Origin of the sequence: Muribaculum intestinale, from assembly GCF_002201515.1 — a bacterium.
Classification (GTDB): Bacteria; Bacteroidota; Bacteroidia; order Bacteroidales; family Muribaculaceae; genus Muribaculum; species Muribaculum intestinale.
This window is the reverse complement of the sequence record NZ_CP021421.1, coordinates 1293682-1309913: the sequence shown is the minus strand read 5'-3', so window position 1 is coordinate 1309913 and position 16232 is coordinate 1293682. Positions and strand designations below refer to the sequence as shown.

At 47.9% G+C, this 16232-nt stretch carries 14 protein-coding genes; 3 read left to right on the top strand and 11 right to left on the bottom strand.

Features of this window, described 5'->3' with window-relative positions; genetic code table 11:
* From argC to ADH68_RS05335, 7 genes are all read right to left on the bottom strand, one after another.
* A complete protein-coding gene (gene argC, locus ADH68_RS05365; RefSeq protein WP_068961709.1) occupies positions 1 to 972 on the bottom strand; it encodes an N-acetyl-gamma-glutamyl-phosphate reductase in 972 nt (323 codons plus the stop codon).
* Positions 969 to 2186 carry an argininosuccinate synthase gene (locus tag ADH68_RS05360; RefSeq protein ID WP_068961710.1) on the bottom strand — a complete coding sequence of 406 codons (1218 nt, stop codon included), beginning with the start codon at positions 2184 to 2186 and terminating at the stop codon, positions 969 to 971. Before ADH68_RS05360 ends, argC begins: the two co-directional genes overlap by 4 nt.
* Before the next feature lie 40 nt (positions 2187 to 2226).
* The gene (locus ADH68_RS05355) at positions 2227 to 2856 is read right to left on the bottom strand and encodes a GNAT family N-acetyltransferase (protein ID WP_068961711.1); all 630 of its coding nucleotides are present in this window, start codon (positions 2854 to 2856) and stop codon (positions 2227 to 2229) included.
* Positions 2857 to 2939: 83 nt separating this feature from the next.
* On the bottom strand, positions 2940 to 3452 hold the full coding sequence (locus tag ADH68_RS05350; protein ID WP_068961712.1) for an arginine repressor: 513 nt from the start codon (positions 3450 to 3452) through the stop codon (positions 2940 to 2942).
* Between the two features lie 315 nt (positions 3453 to 3767).
* Positions 3768 to 5057 carry a GTP-binding protein gene (locus ADH68_RS05345; protein WP_068961713.1) on the bottom strand — a complete coding sequence of 430 codons (1290 nt, stop codon included), beginning with the start codon at positions 5055 to 5057 and terminating at the stop codon, positions 3768 to 3770.
* Between the two features lie 15 nt (positions 5058 to 5072).
* Positions 5073 to 6917, bottom strand: coding sequence for a glutamine--fructose-6-phosphate transaminase (isomerizing) (glmS, locus tag ADH68_RS05340; protein WP_068961714.1), 1845 nt, complete (start codon positions 6915 to 6917; stop codon positions 5073 to 5075).
* A 234-nt stretch (positions 6918 to 7151) separates the two neighbouring features.
* Positions 7152 to 7676 carry a PepSY-like domain-containing protein gene (locus ADH68_RS05335; RefSeq protein WP_068961715.1) on the bottom strand — a complete coding sequence of 175 codons (525 nt, stop codon included), beginning with the start codon at positions 7674 to 7676 and terminating at the stop codon, positions 7152 to 7154.
* Between the two features lie 105 nt (positions 7677 to 7781).
* Between ADH68_RS05335 and purN the strand changes: the two genes are divergently transcribed.
* From purN to ADH68_RS05320, 3 genes are all read left to right on the top strand, one after another.
* Positions 7782 to 8366 carry a phosphoribosylglycinamide formyltransferase gene (gene purN / locus ADH68_RS05330; RefSeq protein ID WP_068961716.1) on the top strand — a complete coding sequence of 195 codons (585 nt, stop codon included), beginning with the start codon at positions 7782 to 7784 and terminating at the stop codon, positions 8364 to 8366.
* A 204-nt stretch (positions 8367 to 8570) separates the two neighbouring features.
* Positions 8571 to 9764, top strand: coding sequence for a mechanosensitive ion channel family protein (locus tag ADH68_RS05325; RefSeq protein ID WP_068961717.1), 1194 nt, complete (start codon positions 8571 to 8573; stop codon positions 9762 to 9764).
* A gap of 177 nt (positions 9765 to 9941) precedes the next feature.
* Positions 9942 to 11165 carry a serine hydrolase domain-containing protein gene (locus ADH68_RS05320; protein WP_068961718.1) on the top strand — a complete coding sequence of 408 codons (1224 nt, stop codon included), beginning with the start codon at positions 9942 to 9944 and terminating at the stop codon, positions 11163 to 11165.
* 704 nt (positions 11166 to 11869) lie between these two features.
* Here ADH68_RS05320 and ADH68_RS05315 read toward each other — a convergent pair.
* The 4 genes from ADH68_RS05315 to ADH68_RS05300 form a co-directional block, all read right to left on the bottom strand.
* Positions 11870 to 13531, bottom strand: coding sequence for a putative transporter (locus ADH68_RS05315; RefSeq protein ID WP_068961719.1), 1662 nt, complete (start codon positions 13529 to 13531; stop codon positions 11870 to 11872).
* A 580-nt stretch (positions 13532 to 14111) separates the two neighbouring features.
* A complete protein-coding gene (locus tag ADH68_RS05310; protein WP_068961720.1) occupies positions 14112 to 14906 on the bottom strand; it encodes a hypothetical protein in 795 nt (264 codons plus the stop codon).
* A gap of 12 nt (positions 14907 to 14918) precedes the next feature.
* Positions 14919 to 15818: a hypothetical protein gene (locus tag ADH68_RS05305; protein WP_068961721.1), complete on the bottom strand. Its 900-nt coding sequence runs from the start codon at positions 15816 to 15818 to the stop codon at positions 14919 to 14921.
* A gap of 63 nt (positions 15819 to 15881) precedes the next feature.
* Positions 15882 to 16220 carry a hypothetical protein gene (locus ADH68_RS05300; protein WP_068961722.1) on the bottom strand — a complete coding sequence of 113 codons (339 nt, stop codon included), beginning with the start codon at positions 16218 to 16220 and terminating at the stop codon, positions 15882 to 15884.
* Positions 16221 to 16232: the final 12 nt, after the last annotated feature.

Below are 16232 nucleotides of genomic sequence, written 5' to 3'. Positions count from 1 at the left end.
TCAGAATGCAGAGGGCTTCAACTGGAGGCCGATGCGCTCGTGGAGTCCGAAGAGGAGGTTCATGTTGTGTACTGCCTGGCCTGAGGCACCCTTTACAAGGTTGTCGATGACGGATGTAATCAGGAGTTTGTTGTCGACCTTTTCGAGGTGTATTATACACTTGTTGGTGTTGACTACATCTTTCAGGTCAGGAGCCTTGTCGGTAATGAACGTAAAGTTGTGGTCGTCGTAGTACTCTTCGTAGAGTTTCTTTATCTGGTCGAGACTTACCGGGCAGTCGAGGTATAGAATCGCCATTATTCCGCGTGAGAAGCATCCGCGTACGGGTATGAAGTCGATGTCGGCCTTGAAACTCTGCTGGAGCTGCGACAGCGACTGGCGTATCTCGGCCAGATGCTGGTGGCGGAATGGCTTATAGATGGATACATTGTCGTTGCGCCATGAATAATGGCTTGTAGCCGATGGCTTTACGCCTGCGCCTGTAGAGCCTGTGATTGCTGTTACGTGGATTGTCGAGTTAAGCATAAGGTTCTTGGCCAGCGGAAGCAGAGCCAGCTGTATGGCTGTGGCGAAGCATCCGGGGTTGGCTACATGTTTTGCACCCCTTACGATGCGTTTGCGGTTGAGTTCGGGGAGGCCATACACAAAGTCGTGGGTGCCATCCTCGATGCGGTAGTCGGTCGAGAGATCGACTATGCGCAACTCGTCGGGCACGGTGTGGCTATCCATGAATTTGCGTGTATCGCCATGTGGTGTGCAGCAGAACAGCACGTCGATGTTGTCGAGGTCGGTATCGGAGCTGAATTTCATGTCAATCTCTCCGATGAGGCCCTGATGTACACTTGTCACGGGATTTCCGGCGTTGGATGTGCTGTGAATCCATGAAATCTCTACATCCGGATGGTTGACAAGCAGACGCAGAAGTTCACCGGCAGTGTATCCGGCTCCGCCGATTATACCTGCTCGTATCATGCCTCACGCTCCTTTCCGTTGCGCATCTGCACGTTGTGGTATATCTTCATCTGGTTGCCGAGTATTTTGGTGAATCCTTTCACATCGTCGGCAGTCCAGGCCTTGGACAATTCGCCGTATTCGCCGAAGTCGGTCTTCATGAGGTCGAAATCGCTGTCGACACCAACTACCACGAAATGGTAGGGCTTGAGGTCTACGATAACACGTCCGGTCACGTTGCGCTGCGATGACTCCAGAAACCGCTCTATGTCGCGCATCACCGGTTCAAGGTACTGGGCTTCGTGGAGGAACATGCCGTACCATGTGCCGAGCTGGTCCTTCCAGTATTGCTGCCACTTTGTGAGTGTATGCTTCTCAAGCACCTTGTGTGCGCCGAGTATCACCATAGGAGCTCCGGCCTCGAAGCCTACGCGGCCCTTGATGCCGATGATTGTATCGCCCACGTGCATGTCGCGGCCGAGAGCATAGGGTGCCACAAGTTCTTCGATTTTTTGTATGGCGGCCACCTTGTCGGCAAAGTATTCTCCGTTGACGGCTTCAATCTGTCCCTGTTTGAAGTCGATGGTCAGCCGGGCGTCGTCGGTGGCTGTCATCTGGGTGGGATACGCCTCTTCGGGGAGTGTCTGGTCGGAGTGAAGGGTTTCTTTACCACCGATTGATGTGCCCCACAGGCCTTTGTTGATGGAGTATTCGAGCTTGGTGAAGTCGGCTACATATCCGTGCTCCTTGAGGTAGTTGATTTCGTAGTCGCGGGTGAGATTCATGTCGCGTGTGGGAGTGATGATTTCAATCTCCGGTGCGAGAATCTCGAATGTGAGGTCGAAGCGTATCTGGTCGTTTCCGGCGCTTGTAGAGCCGTGGGCAACGCAGTGCGCGCCGATTTTCTTTGCATATTCGATTATGGCTATAGCTTGGAAGATTCGTTCCGAACTTACCGATATTGGGTATGTGCCGTTGCGGAGCACGTTGCCGAAAATCATATATTTGATTGACTTGTCGTAATACTCCTGCGTGATGTCGAGAGTGGCGTGCTCTTTAGCTCCGAGAGCGATGGCGCGCTCCTCGATGGCTTTCAGTTCAGACTGTGAGAAGCCTCCTGTATTGGCGATGGCTGTGTATACTTCGTAGCCGCAGTCTTCAGAGAGATATTTTACTGCGAATGATGTGTCGAGGCCTCCGCTGAAGGCAAGCACGACTTTTTTCTTGGGTTCCATATATTGGTCTGGTTGTTTTTACGGGTGAATATTGAGGATGTTATTCGTCGACACAGTTGTCCTCGGCAAGAGGAGTGCCTGTAATCGGATCGTTGGGATGGTATTTTGTCTCTGCCGGGTCGTAAAGGAGTCCTACGCATAGACATTTGTGGCCGCCGTTGCGCTGTAGTATGTCGAAGTTGACACAACTCTCGCATCCGCGCCAGAAAGCGGCATCGGTGGTGAGCTGGTCGAATGTCACCGGGCGGTAGCCGAGTTCGAAGTTCATCTTCATTACGGCCGCACCTGTTGTAAGGGAAAAAATCTTCGCCTGTGGGAACATCTCGCGCGACAGGCGGAATATTCGTCGTTTGATACGGGTGGCAAGGCCTAACCCGCGGAAGTCGTCGGCCACAATGAGGCCTGAGTTGGCAACAAACTGTTTGTTGCTCCAGCACTCTATATAGCTGAAGCCGGCAAAGCGTCCCTCGTAAAGGGCAATCACCGCTTTGCGTTCAAGCATCTTCTGGCGCACGTATTCCGGCGAGCGTTTGGCGATGCCTGTGCCGCGTACCTTTGCGGCGCGGTTGATGGTGTCGAGAATCTCCTCTACATATCCTACGTGGTCTTCAGAGGCTACGAGTACCCGGATTTTCGAGGGGTCGATTGAACTGTTGACAGGTTCTAACATCTATATTCTTAAATATATTTTAGAAACGGTGTGGAATCAGTATGACTCCAGACGGTTTCTTAGAACATTGGGGTTGACTAAAATCACAAGAACTGGTCGCGTGCTTTTTCAAGTACACTATCGGGGAAAAAACCGAGAAATGAGTCGAATATCTCGGTGCGTGAATACTGCTCGTTGACAATGGCAATTACCGTGTCGGCTCCGGATATTGTGCCGAGCAGATACGGCGAGTCGAGCTGGTCGATGTCATATGCGAGACCGGACGCATATCCTGTACGGGTCTTTATCACGAGTATGTTGCCGGCAAGGGCTATGGATTCTACGGCATGGTGTGTGCCCGACTGCGCTGTTGAGGGTACGGCTTCCCATACCTCATCGACAGGGACTTCGCCGGGTTGCATCACTACATAGCGGTAGCCGCCGAAGTCGGTAGCCACTTTGGTGGTGCGCAATGCTTTAAGGTCGCGCGACAAGGTTGCCTGAGTGACTACGAAACCTCGTGCCGCCAACAGTCGTGACAGTTCTTCCTGGCTGCCTATGACATTGTTGGTAAGGATTTCCAGTATGGCCTGAAGTCGGGTTTTTCGTTTGTTCATAACTTTCCGATGTATCGTGGGGATATGCCGTTGACTTATATGATGCAGCACCGGATACGGCGAGCAAATCCCGAGGCGCTACGTATCGGTGTGAATTGTTGTCTGCAAATTTAGCAACAATATCTAACAAAACAGCAGATTTATGAATTTTTATACAATAAATCTGCGAAAAATTAAATGATATGTCCGCCCGATAGCTCTCATAGTGAGAGAATCGCAGCGGACATAGTTAAAATGCATGAAATTTGGAATCAGCAGCCTCCGTATGCATGTATGTATGGCTGAGTGGAGACATGCTTTGTCGACGATGTCATATCAGAAATGTCCGAGACAGGCGTCAAGCTGATGTGTGATTGCTTCGCGGTCGAGATTCTGTCCGATGAACACGAGTTTGACCATGCGGTCGCCATAGTGCTCGTGCCAGTCGCGCATCATGTCGGGATTCTGCTGCATTATCATCATGAGGTCTTCCTCAGGGGCAGTCGCATACCATTGCCCGGCCTCGGTCAGCTTTTTCTGCACACCTGCCTGCTCAAAGAGGTAGGACATTTCGGGACGTTGCTCGAAGTATAGCACACCCTTTGTGCGGATTATATTTTGAGGCCAGTTTTTGGCGAGGAAGTAGTCGAATTTGTTGAGGTCGAACGGGTCGCGGCGATAATAAACGAAGGTCTGGATGCCATATTCCTCGGCCTCGCCTTCTCCATCGTGATGGTGGTGGTGATGGCAATGGTGGCCGTGTGTATCGCATTCGGAGTGGTCGTGATGGTGGTGGTGCTCTTTGGCGTGCTCTTCGTCGTGGGCCTCATGGTGGCTGTGGTGGTGATGGTGGTCGGCCTGTGCGTCGAGTTCCTCCTCTTCCGTCACAGGGCGCTCAAGCTCGCGTACCCATCCTGCCGAGGTGGCCACTTTCTCGAAGTTGAACAGATGAGTATCGAGTAGGCGCGATATGTCTACGTCGGCGTAATCGGTGTCGATAATCTCGGCCTGCGGCTGTATCACCCTGATGATTTCGCGTATGCGGCGCAACTCTTCGGGAGCGACTTCGGTGGCTTTGTTCAGCAGGATGATGTTGCAGAATTCAATCTGTTGTATCACAAGATTCTCGATGTCTTCGTCGTCAATCTCTTTTGAGGCAAGACTGCGTCCGCAGTCAAACTCGCTCTGCAGGCGCAGGGCGTCGACGACGGTTACAATACAGTCGAGGCGCGGTATACCTTTCTGGGCGTATCCGGCTCCCATGTAGGGAATGGAACATATGGTCTGGGCTATAGGCGCCGGCTCGCATATGCCGCTTGCCTCGATTACGATGTAGTCAAAACGGTCGAGAGCGATAATGTCCTCTATCTGTTTTACGAGATCCATCTTCAGGGTGCAGCATATGCATCCGTTCTGAAGGGCAACCAGAGAGTCGTCACTTTGGTTTACCACTCCTCCTTTTTGTATGAGGGAGGCGTCGATGTTTACTTCGCCGATGTCGTTGACGATTACCGCAAAGCGTATGCCGCGTTCGTTGGTGAGGATATGATTTACCAGAGTGGTTTTACCGCTGCCGAGATATCCTGTAAGCAGCAATACCGGTGTTTCTTTTTTAATATCTGACATTGCGTATTATTAATGTTATTCTACGGTAACCGACTTGGCCAGGTTGCGCGGCATATCTACGTTGCAGCCTTTCATTATGGCTATATGGTAGGCCAGTAGCTGCAGGGGGATGGCGGCTATAATCGGTGAGAGAGCCTCAGGCACTCGCGGTATCTCCAGCACATGGTCGGCCATGGCCGGGATTGTAGTGTCGCCTTTTGTCACGATGGCTATTACCGAGCCGCCACGTGCTTTTACCTGCTGTATGTTGGAAATCACCTTTTCGTGAAGTTCGTCGTCCGGAGCAATCACGACTGTAGGCATCTCCTTGTCAATGAGGGCGATTGGACCGTGTTTCATCTCTGCGGCCGGATATCCTTCGGCATGTATGTAGCTTATCTCTTTCAGTTTGAGAGCGCCTTCCAGGGCATTGGGGTAGTTGTAGCCGCGGCCAAGGTACAGGAAGTTGTGGACATATGTGTATATGGCCGACAGTTTTTCTATCTGAGGATTCAGCTCGAGAGTCTCGGCGATGAGGTCGGGCAAGCGGAGTATAGAGCGTCCTACTTCGGCTATCTGCTCACTGCTGATTGTCCCTTTCAGCTGTCCGATTGCCAGGGCGAGCATGGTGAGTACTGTCACCTGTCCTGTGAATGCTTTTGTAGAGGCCACACCGATTTCCGGCCCTACGTGTATATATGTGCCGGTGTCGGTCTCGCGGGCGATGGAGGAGCCCACTGCGTTGCATATGCCGTAGACGAATGCTCCGGCCTCCTTTGCGAGTCGTATGGCGGCCAGGGTGTCGGCGGTCTCTCCGCTTTGGGATATGGCAATCACCACATCGTCGGGGCGGATTACGGGATTGGCATATCTGAATTCAGAGGCATACTCCACACGGGTCGGTATGCGGGCGAAGTTCTCGATAAGGCGGGCTCCGATTAGTCCGGCATGCCACGATGTGCCGCATGCCACTATAAGTATGCGTCCGGCATTGATGAAGCGGTCGGGGTGGTCGTTAACTCCCGAGAGTTTTATGGCGGTGCCGTTGGCGACGACACGTCCGCGAATGCAGTCGAATATGGTATCAGTCTGCTCGAAAATCTCTTTCAGCATGAAGTGGGGATAACCTCCTTTCTCAAGCTGAGATACCGACATGCGCAGTGTCTGGATGTCGATTTTCGACTCTTCATTGTCGGTGGTGATTACCTTTAACGGCCGGTTGCGGGTTATTATGGCGATTTCGTTGTCACGCAGATATACGACTTTGTTGGTGTATTCGATAATCGGCGAGGCGTCGGATGCGATGAATGTTTCGCCCTCACCTATGCCGATAACGAGTGGTGAGCTCTTTCGGGCGGTGATTATCGTGTCGGGATTGTCAGAGTCGATGACTGCTATCGCATATGCCCCGACAATCTGATGCAGGGCCTCGCGTACGGCATCGAGCAGAGTGCAGTTGTTTTCGTTCTGAATATATTCAATAAGTTTGACTATGACTTCCGTGTCGGTCTGGCTATTGAATTCGCATCCGTGCTGCTGAAGGGCCTGCTTGAGTATACTGTAGTTTTCTATTGTTCCGTTGTGTACAATAGCTATGCGGCCATTGGTGCTTGAGTGGGGATGGGCGTTTATGTCGCTTGGCTCGCCGTGCGTGGCCCATCGGGTATGGGCGATTCCGATTGTTCCTGAGATGTCCTTCGCCCGGCAGAACGATTCGAGTTCGGCGACCTTTCCGGTGTGTTTATATATGTTCAATCGGTAGTCAGGGTTGATTATCGCTACGCCGGCGCTGTCGTAGCCTCTGTATTCGAGTCGGTGTAAGCCTTTTATAAGGATGCTGTAAGCCTCTTGATGTCCGATGTATCCTACTATTCCACACATAAATAATTAGTTAATTAATCAGTAATAGATATTTTTCAATATGCAAATTTAACTAAAAAATGTGAAAACGGGTAATGCTTGTCCAAGATTAAGAGCTTGTTTAAAAATAAATGTGAATTTAGAGCTGTATTTGTTGTGACACGCTGTAACGGCAAAACAGGCGATGCGCCTTGGGTGGAACGCATCGCCTTATGCAGTATTACGGTTACATTTAATAACTGAGAGTGTCAGAGTTCAGAGTATGGACGTTGTGGGCAGGATGTCGGGTGCGGTATCCGAAGGGATTGCCTTTATCATGGTGCCGTCGGTGGTGTAGAATACATCCATGTCGGCACTTCCCGTCTTCTCTACTTCAAAAACATAGAATTCAGATGCTTTCTGTTTGTAATGGGTAATGTCGTCGATAGTCCAGATGCCATATTCGCCTTTTGGGAATGCGGCCGTGACGGCATTGTCAGGAACCAGGAAGATATCCTTGCCATAATCCATTTCGGTCATGGCCCATGCGGTAGTCTTGTCGAACCATACATCGTAACCGACTCCATTTTTATTGAATTCGGCTACGCGGTATTCGCTGTTTCTTTCCCATTTCACATTCTGTGCGTCGGGAAACTGCTCTTTGAGAGCGTCGTTGAAAGCGGCATCGACACGCGACGGGGTGTAGGGATCGTTGTGTTCGTTGCTGTCGCATGATGGCATTGCAACGGCTATGGCAGCCATTGTAAATAGAAATGCCGGTATCGAATATGAAAGTTTCATAATTCCTGGTTGTTTGGGAATGGCCAATTGTCAAGTATCATAATATTAACAATCATTGGGTCAAAAGAGTTTCTTACTCCCGGAGAAATTGCCTAACTTCACGGCATGGAAAAAGGATACACAACGAAACGTTTCGCGATATTTGCCTCGGGCGACGGGAGCAATGCGGAGAATATCGTAAGATATTTCCGCGACAACTGTTGTGACGCCGAGGTGTGTCTTATAGTGTGCAATAATCGGACTGCAGGCGTAATAGGCCGGGCCGCCAGGCTTGGCATCGATGTGAGGGTGATGTCGCGGGATGATATCAATGACTCATCGCGTCTGCTTCCGCTTATGGAGGAGCACGGGATTGATGTGGTTGTGCTTGCCGGGTTTCTGCTCATGGTTCCGGAATTTCTCATAAATCGCTATCGCGGAAGAATCATCAATATACACCCGTCGCTTCTGCCAAGATTCGGCGGACGTGGCATGTATGGAAGGTATGTACACGAGGCTGTGATTGCTTCCGGGGAGTCGCGCACGGGCATAACCATACATCATGTCAGCGAGAAGTATGACGAGGGGCGTATCATATTTCAGGCCTCTACCGAGGTGGCGCCTGACGATACGGCCGAAGATGTCGCGGCTAAGGTAAGGATTCTTGAGACGCTGTATTTTCCGCGTGTGCTTGCCGAGACATTTCTTTAGAAACTGTTTAAAACTCATATTACTTTGCTTTTGAGAGTCTTGTCGGCGTCTTTTTGTTTGTTCTTCGGTCATGTAGCTACGGCTACACTCCCTCATCACAAGCAAAAATCCATCAGACAATCCGTCTCAAAATCTGTATCATATGAATTTAAACAGTTTCTTAGGCAATAATCTGTTATTAAACACTCTATTAAGGATTTATCTATGTCCGATAGTATCAAGGAAATCGTCGGGACTATAGCTCCCGAAACTCTTCATCCGCATCTTGCGTCCGTGTTGCTGCTCAGTGGTATAGCGATTGTGGCAATGATTGCTTATTTTGTGACCAAGGGAGTGCTGATGATGTTTGAGAAGGTGATTTTGCGCAGTCCTACCGACTGGGATGATGATATGCTCAATCCACGCCTGATGAGAGCCGTATCGCAGCTTGCTCCGGCCCTTGTGGTGTCGTGGCTGTTGCCTCAGACATTTGCCGACTCGCCCGCGTCGGTCAAATGGATTGATGTGGTCACTTCGCTGTATATTCTATGGGCGATAGTGAGGATTGTCGTGATTATAATAGACAATCTTTATAAGGCCCTTCTCAGGAGAGACAATCTGAAGGCATACGCCATAACCGGTATATTTCAGATGTTCAAGTTGATAATGATTGGTATCGGTGTAATAATAGCTGTGAGCATACTTATCGGAAAGACTCCTATTGCGATACTTACTGCTCTGGGCGCTTCGGCGGCGGTGCTGTCGCTGGTGTTTAAAGACACAATACTCGGACTTGTGGCAGGCATTCAACTTACTGCCAACAAGATGTTGCAGCGTGGCGACTGGATTGCAATGCCCAACCGTGATCTCAACGGCGAGGTAATCGATGTGTCGCTTACTACAGTCAAGGTGCGCAACTGGGACAATTCGGTCACTACCGTACCTCCATATTCGCTTATCACGGACTCTTTTCGCAATTATCGTCCGATGCAGATTTCCGGAGGGCGCCGTGTCGACCGTTCGATATATATCGATATAAATACGGTGAGGCTGGTCTCGGATGATGAGCTTAGCCGTCTTTGCGAGGATGGCTTGGTTCCGGATGATAATGGCGATGATGTAAGAAATCGTCGTGGCGGGAATGTCAATCTCAGATTGTTGCGGGACTATCTGGAGTGGTATCTGCGGACGCATCCTGAAGTGAACGCGGATATGACTCTTATGGTAAGGCAGATGGCACCAACTCAGTCGGGGCTTCCGGTGCAGTTGTACTTCTTTATTCGCGAGACGGCGTGGGTGAAGTATGAGCATATACAGGCCGATATATTCGATTATGTATATGCTGTGGTGCGCAAGTTCGGTCTGGCCATCTTTCAGACACCGTCAGGGACCGATATTTCCGGGCGCGGATTGCTATAGCTTCGTGCTGTTACATTTTATAAATATGGTTTACAATTCTAATACAAATAGTATAAAATATGATTAATGTCTTACGGGTATTAGTATTATAGAGTATATTTGCAGCGTTCCGCCACCGTGGTTATTTACGGCGACGAATCTATAGTTCCAAAGCCTAAACATAATCACATACGAGCAATGTACAGGATTTTTGCGGTTATTCAGCGTGTAGCGCTTGCTGTCGGTATTGCGGTATCAGTATATTCATGCAATTCATCCGATAAAATGTCGGATAGCGGTTTGCCTGTCTGTGCTGTGACTGCCGATTTAGACTCGCTGTTTCAGAGGATATTCCCGGATGCCGACGGCCCGGGCGGCATAGCGATAGTGATGCATCACGACACTATAATATACAGACATGCATTCGGAGTGGCCGACCTGCAGACCATGGTTCCTGTTACCGACAGCACGCTGTTCAATCTGTCGTCGGCTTCAAAGATATTTACTTCGGCCGCTCTTCTGAAACTGTGCGAGCGTGGTATGATTTCGTTGGATGATAGTCTGTCGAGGTTTTTTCCGGAATTCGAGTGCGATGTTTTCGACAAGATAACCATACGGCATATTCTTACACATAGTTCGGGGTTGCCCGACCTGCGTCCGCGCAATCAGGCGGAGTGGAATAAATATAAAAGTGCTCATGGTTCTGTATTTGCCCTTGGCGAGGATTATGCCCGTTACGGTACCGGTACGGAATTCATGCATTCGTTTCAGAATATGAAGACGGCGGAGTTTGTGCCCGGGACTCACTGTGACAGTCAGGATGCGGCATATATTCTTGTGGCACCGTTGATAGAGCGTGTCACCAGGGTTGATTTCGACGACTGGATGTCTGAGAATATTTTCCGTCCCGCCGGCATGCGCGAGGCATTCTATTATACATACGACGGAGGGTTGCCAGCTACGGCACATGCTTACCGTCCTGCCAGGCGCGACACTTCTCCGCTTGTTTTTCGCAGTGATGACGGTAAATGGGAGGAGTATGACCTGGGAGAGGTGCCTTACTTCCTTACCCGTGCCGACAGAGGTGTATATGGTTCGGCCCGTGACTTTATGCAATGGAACAGGGCATTGTATTCCGGAAAAATTATATCGGATTCGTCGCTCGCCGCTATGAATACTCCGTATGTGGCCACGGAGATTCCGATGGTGTCGTTCGGTCTCGGAGGCGCGGTACGCCGTGAGCCGGGATTTCCCGACAAGAGCTATCATATGAATACCAATGGCGGATATGCTATAGTGGAAGGCTCATGGCCGCAAGAGAAATTGCACTATATCGTGTTTGCCAACCGTGCCGACTGGAATCAGCGGGATGTTACTTATGAGATAGACAGCATATTCCGAGCTAAAAATTTTCTGCGATGAATATCGGTCAGGAGGTATTCGGGGGAGAGTGTACCGATGCTGTGTTTACATAATTTAACACAGTTGACTATGGAGATAATCTTAGTTTTACATATATTGCGGTGCAAAATGTATTAAGCCTGTTGCTTATACATCGGGAAGATACATCACCTCGGCAATTCGGCATATTTGTTCCGGCCTGATAAAATTTTTAGTGCGGAGATGTGCTGAAAGTGATGGGACGGCTCTCTTTCCGTTATAAAATGACATACCTGCGTCCCGTCTTGCAGAATCAATAAAGATATCCCTATCTGGGGTATGTGTTTTAATGCATACCCCAGATAGGGGGTATAAAGATTGTATTCTATGCAGACGTGTGCCTACGGCAGGATATATTCCTCTATCAGATTTTATAATTATATTATAGACTCGGCAGCCTGCCGCCAGGCAGGGTTGCCGAGTCGGGTATGCTGTATTCCGGGTAACGGCTTACGGCATCACTATGTCGTATGACAGGTTGACTGAATTGGGTTTGCCCATCAAGATATTAAGGCAGTTTAGGTTTACTGTATCAATTTCTGAGTACAGAGACCCGCGGGATTGACTAATAGTTCCGGCGGGCAAATATGAGAAACGCATGCTTGGGGCTGTGGTCATATACTGAGCCACGGCCTCAGACGCATGTAAGCACATGCACACTACGGCGCCGTGGATGAGTTATCGTATCAGACAAAACAGATAATCAGCAGCTGTACGATTACCACGCGTGCGAACATCGACAGAGGATATGTGGTGGCGTAGGCTACAGGAGCATCGTCGCCCGGGGTGATTTCGTTGGCGTAGGTAAGCGACATCGGGTTGGCCATCGCTCCGCTCACCATGCCTGCTGCAGAGCCGAAGTCGAGATGCCACAGACGCATCGACAGGATGGTCATGACAAGAGAGGGGAGCAGGGTGATGATAAATCCGGCCGCAATCCATATAAGCCCGTCGGCACGCATGATTGTGTCGAGGAATTTGCCGCCGGCGTCAAGTCCCAGACATGCCAGGAAGAGCGATAGTCCGATGCCGCGCAACATGAGGTTGGCACTGCGTGTGGTATACGTCACCATGTGAAAGTGGGGTCCGAACCGTCCGATGAGTATTCCCACCACGATTGGGCCTCCGGCCAGACCGAGCTTTATGGGAACTGATATGCCGGGAATGGTGATGGGTATTGAGCCTGCTATGAGCGACAGCACCATGCCGATGAATATAGCCGCCAGATTGGGGTCTTTCAGGTCGGTAACTGAATTGCCGACAAGAGCTCCCACCTTGTTGATGGCCTCGGGTGTACCTACGATTGTAAGCCTGTCGCCGAGCTGCAATATCAGATTGGGACGCGCCAGCAGCCGTATGCCCGAGCGCGACACACGCGAGATGTTCACGGCATAGTGTTTTCTGAGTTTCAGAGAGTCGAGCCTTCGGCCGTTGAGCTGAGGCTTGCTTATGGTGATGGTGCGCGACACAAGATTCTTGTCGAGTGTGTCCCAGTTTATGTCAGGTTTGTTCCAGTTGCGCTCGCTTTTCTCTCCGAAGAAGATTGTTAGGCGCGCCACTTCGTCTTCGGTGGTGATTACGAGCACTCGGTCGCCGATGGATAGGGTGTCGTCGGGCCCGGGAATCGACACGTCGTCGCCGTGCCATATGCGTGATATTACGAAGTTGGTAGTTACGAGCTTGTGTATGTCGCGCAGTGTGAGGCCGCCTATGCCCGGATTTGTCACATGAAACTCGGCCACATACGTATTGTCAGACTCACCCTGGTGGTGTGGCTCGTAATCCGATTTGCGTGCTACGAATTTCCTTACCAGGGCGAATGCTATGATTACACCCACTACTCCAAGCGGATATGTCACGGCGCAGCTGAGGGCGGCCCCCTCGGCAGGTAGGCCGAGCTGATTGATAGCCTGCTGGGCAGCTCCGAGCGACGGAGTGTTGGTCGTGGCTCCGCTGAGTATGCCCACCATGTCGGTCATCGGGATGGCCAGTATGTAGCTCAGGGCTATGGCGGTGGCTGTACCGGCTAACACAAGTCCGAGCCCAAGCATGTTGAGCTTCAGTCCGCCTGTGCGGAAGGAGCTGAAGAAACCGGGGCCTACCTTGAGACCGAGTTCGTAGACAAACAGCATCAGTCCGAAATCTTCGGCATATTTCAGTATGGCCGGATCGATAGCCAGACCGAAGTGTCCCGCCATGATTCCGGTGAAGAACACGAATGTCACGCCAAGCGATATACCGCAAATACGCAACTTGCCTAATCCCAGCCCGATAGCTATTATGACTGAGATTACGCATACAGCCTGAAGAGCCGATTGCTCAAAAAATAAACTTTCAAACCAATTCACACCGCAAAATTACACATTCTCCCTGCCAATGCCTATATCCGCACCTAAAAATCGCACTGCGACTCCACAATTGTGCACGTTTTTATATTGACGCGGTTTTTTAAGCCTACCCATGTTGTATGTTCCGTTTCTTTTATTTTAAGCGAATTTACAACAGTTTTACGACAGTTTATCCCGATTGTCTATATTCCTTTTTTGTCGGTGCGCTAATTTTACGCCAGTTTATTTTGCAGTAAAAGGGGGGTAAAATGCAAGAAAAAAGAGTTGGGCTGTCGCGTAGTGCGAAGCTCAACTCTTTGGTATTCTTTGGGTTAATCCTTTTGCGTGGGCTTAGTATTCCTCCTCGTTGAAGAAGGTCTGGATGTCTGATGATCAATAAATTGTGCCGTTATATGCTATAATAGACAAGTGTATTTTGCGATAAAAGGCGATGAAATGACACTTTATAATCTGAAAGAAAACATAACTATATGTGAAAACAAATGGCGTCTTTATTGCTAATCATTTCATTTACACATAGCATCATTGCAAAATAACACTAAAACACCTAATGTATCGTGTTTAAAGTCATTCTTAATTGTCAATCTGAAAATTCATCATCATCCTCGGATGTATTTGAATTAATTTCAGAAAAGTCTATATTTGATTCGTTTGTTAAGTCAGAAAGTGCCGAGGTATATTCTGTTACTGCTGAGTTACATTCACTAGAATATGTAGATAAGTTACCTGTTGGATTGTGAGATAACTCATGAAGTCTTTCCATTGCTTTAAACATTTGTTTAATATATACATGGATATCTTTGTACCTACTTATTGGCGGTGTCATTTCTTTATATAACCTCTTTGCCTTTTCATAAGATTCAAAAATAGTTGAAGGAAGATTTTTTTCATTCCATCTTATTTTGCGATTAACTGCTTCGCTGAAATTCGAACAATATTCATCTCCATCATAACAATAACGAGTGAACGTTCCTGAAGAATTGATGAAATATTCTTTATCTTCAAAAATATAATCATGCCAAATCGACCGGAGATCTTCGCATATATATGCTAAAGCCATAGACGCTTTACCTGATTCAAGGACAAACTCTTTGAGGTTTTGCTGATATTCTTTTTCAGTAAGTGATTTGTTTATTATGTACCAAACTGATGCTCCACTAATTATAACGACAACAAAAGAAATAATCAACCACTTGGATTTGAGTATAGTTGTTGTGTAAATTTTCTTATTCATACCTACTGCTGACTCCTTCGTGGTATCACTATTAATAATTTTCTCAGATGATTGAGTGTTGACTCCATCAGTGTGATTAGATGTAGTCTGAAGTATTTCAGAGGAAGAACCTTCTGAAATTTTATTATAATCATTTTTCATAAGATCTATTTGCTATTTACTTGGAGAAAATTCTAGGGTTTCACCAATTTGTTCCATGGGAGCATATGTCACTTTTACTCCACCTTTATACCAATGATACCACGTGTAATCACCTCCAGCTACAGAGGAATCGGAATCATGGGCTCCATAAAGCTCGTCAAGTTTAGATATTAAGGCTTGTTTTTCTGAATACGATAACATATTTTGTGCGTCATTATCGAAAAAAATCGCATCTAATATTTTATCTTTACCAATGCGAACGGTATTCCAGTTCACGCCCAAAAATTCTATCTGAGAATCTATTCGATAAAGATATTGCGTTTCTGTAAATGTCAACTTGTTGTTTCTAATTGAATCCAAAGCATCTTTAACAGGTTGTCCCATTTCAAATATCCATATTTTTTTAGGATCAAAATTAGCATTTGTTTTGGACTCGCAAGAATTTGCTGAGTTGTTATAGGTATCATCAAAAATTATAAGGCTCGCCCATTGGCTCTTGAAGATTGTAGTAAAAAGAACATTTATGTTATCTTTTTCCCATTTCCAAGCAACAGTTCCATACTCAGCTTTGGCTGAATTGTCTACTACATGATCTCCATAAATTTTGTCAAGTTCATCAACAATATATTTCTTTTGTTCACGAGTTAACTTTTCGCCCTTAAACATCCGGAAGGATATCGAACTCAGAAAATTATTTTCAAAGTTAAAAGAGACGCCATCCCACTTAATTCCGAGATATGTTATTGAGGATTCCAGCTCAATTTTTCCGTCGTTGTTCTGGTATGAATAGTCCTTATTTTTTAAGGTAGACTCAATATCAACCATCGACTCACCGAGTGAAAAATCCCATACCTTTTTGGGATTATTACAAGATAATAACGTGAGAAATAATAGAATCAAATACTTCTTCATGTTGTTTAACTTTGATATGATATTGCAAATCAGAACAACTTTGCTGTTAAAACGATATCTCAATTAGCGGATATCGTCTATAGTACGGGAAAATCCGCCACTTTGAATGATAAGGAATATCATTGCGAGGAGTACGGCTATGCCATTATTTTCTGCAACAAACTTTCTGCTGTCATAAACGTTGGCGGCAGAGCACAATTCCTCGGCCAAGATTTTTCTATCATCTACATCCCACTCTTTTATTACATTTTGAGCATCTAACCAATTAATAATGGAATAGTCTTCAGACATTTTGATTACATCATCTTCCGTCAAAGATATGTCCTGATCAATTAATGCCGAAATCTTCATTCCAAGGAAGCAAAGCCCTCCTATCGCGTCTTTTGATTTTGTAACAAACATATTTTATTTCTT

Coding starts and splice junctions, on each gene's coding strand:
- ADH68_RS05355 (WP_068961711.1), bottom strand. CDS start 2,856: ATGTTAGAACCTGTCAACAGTTCAATCGACCCCTCGAAAATCCGGGTA.
- ADH68_RS05360 (WP_068961710.1), bottom strand. CDS start 2,186: ATGGAACCCAAGAAAAAAGTCGTGCTTGCCTTCAGCGGAGGCCTCGAC.
- ADH68_RS05305 (WP_068961721.1), bottom strand. CDS start 15,818: ATGAAGAAGTATTTGATTCTATTATTTCTCACGTTATTATCTTGTAAT.
- glmS (WP_068961714.1), bottom strand. CDS start 6,917: ATGTGTGGAATAGTAGGATACATCGGACATCAAGAGGCTTACAGCATC.
- argC (WP_068961709.1), bottom strand. CDS start 972: ATGATACGAGCAGGTATAATCGGCGGAGCCGGATACACTGCCGGTGAA.
- ADH68_RS05300 (WP_068961722.1), bottom strand. CDS start 16,220: ATGTTTGTTACAAAATCAAAAGACGCGATAGGAGGGCTTTGCTTCCTT.
- ADH68_RS05345 (WP_068961713.1), bottom strand. CDS start 5,057: ATGTCAGATATTAAAAAAGAAACACCGGTATTGCTGCTTACAGGATAT.
- ADH68_RS05335 (WP_068961715.1), bottom strand. CDS start 7,676: ATGAAACTTTCATATTCGATACCGGCATTTCTATTTACAATGGCTGCC.
- ADH68_RS05320 (WP_068961718.1), top strand. CDS start 9,942: ATGTACAGGATTTTTGCGGTTATTCAGCGTGTAGCGCTTGCTGTCGGT.
- ADH68_RS05350 (WP_068961712.1), bottom strand. CDS start 3,452: ATGAACAAACGAAAAACCCGACTTCAGGCCATACTGGAAATCCTTACC.
- ADH68_RS05325 (WP_068961717.1), top strand. CDS start 8,571: ATGTCCGATAGTATCAAGGAAATCGTCGGGACTATAGCTCCCGAAACT.
- ADH68_RS05310 (WP_068961720.1), bottom strand. CDS start 14,906: ATGAAAAATGATTATAATAAAATTTCAGAAGGTTCTTCCTCTGAAATA.
- purN (WP_068961716.1), top strand. CDS start 7,782: ATGGAAAAAGGATACACAACGAAACGTTTCGCGATATTTGCCTCGGGC.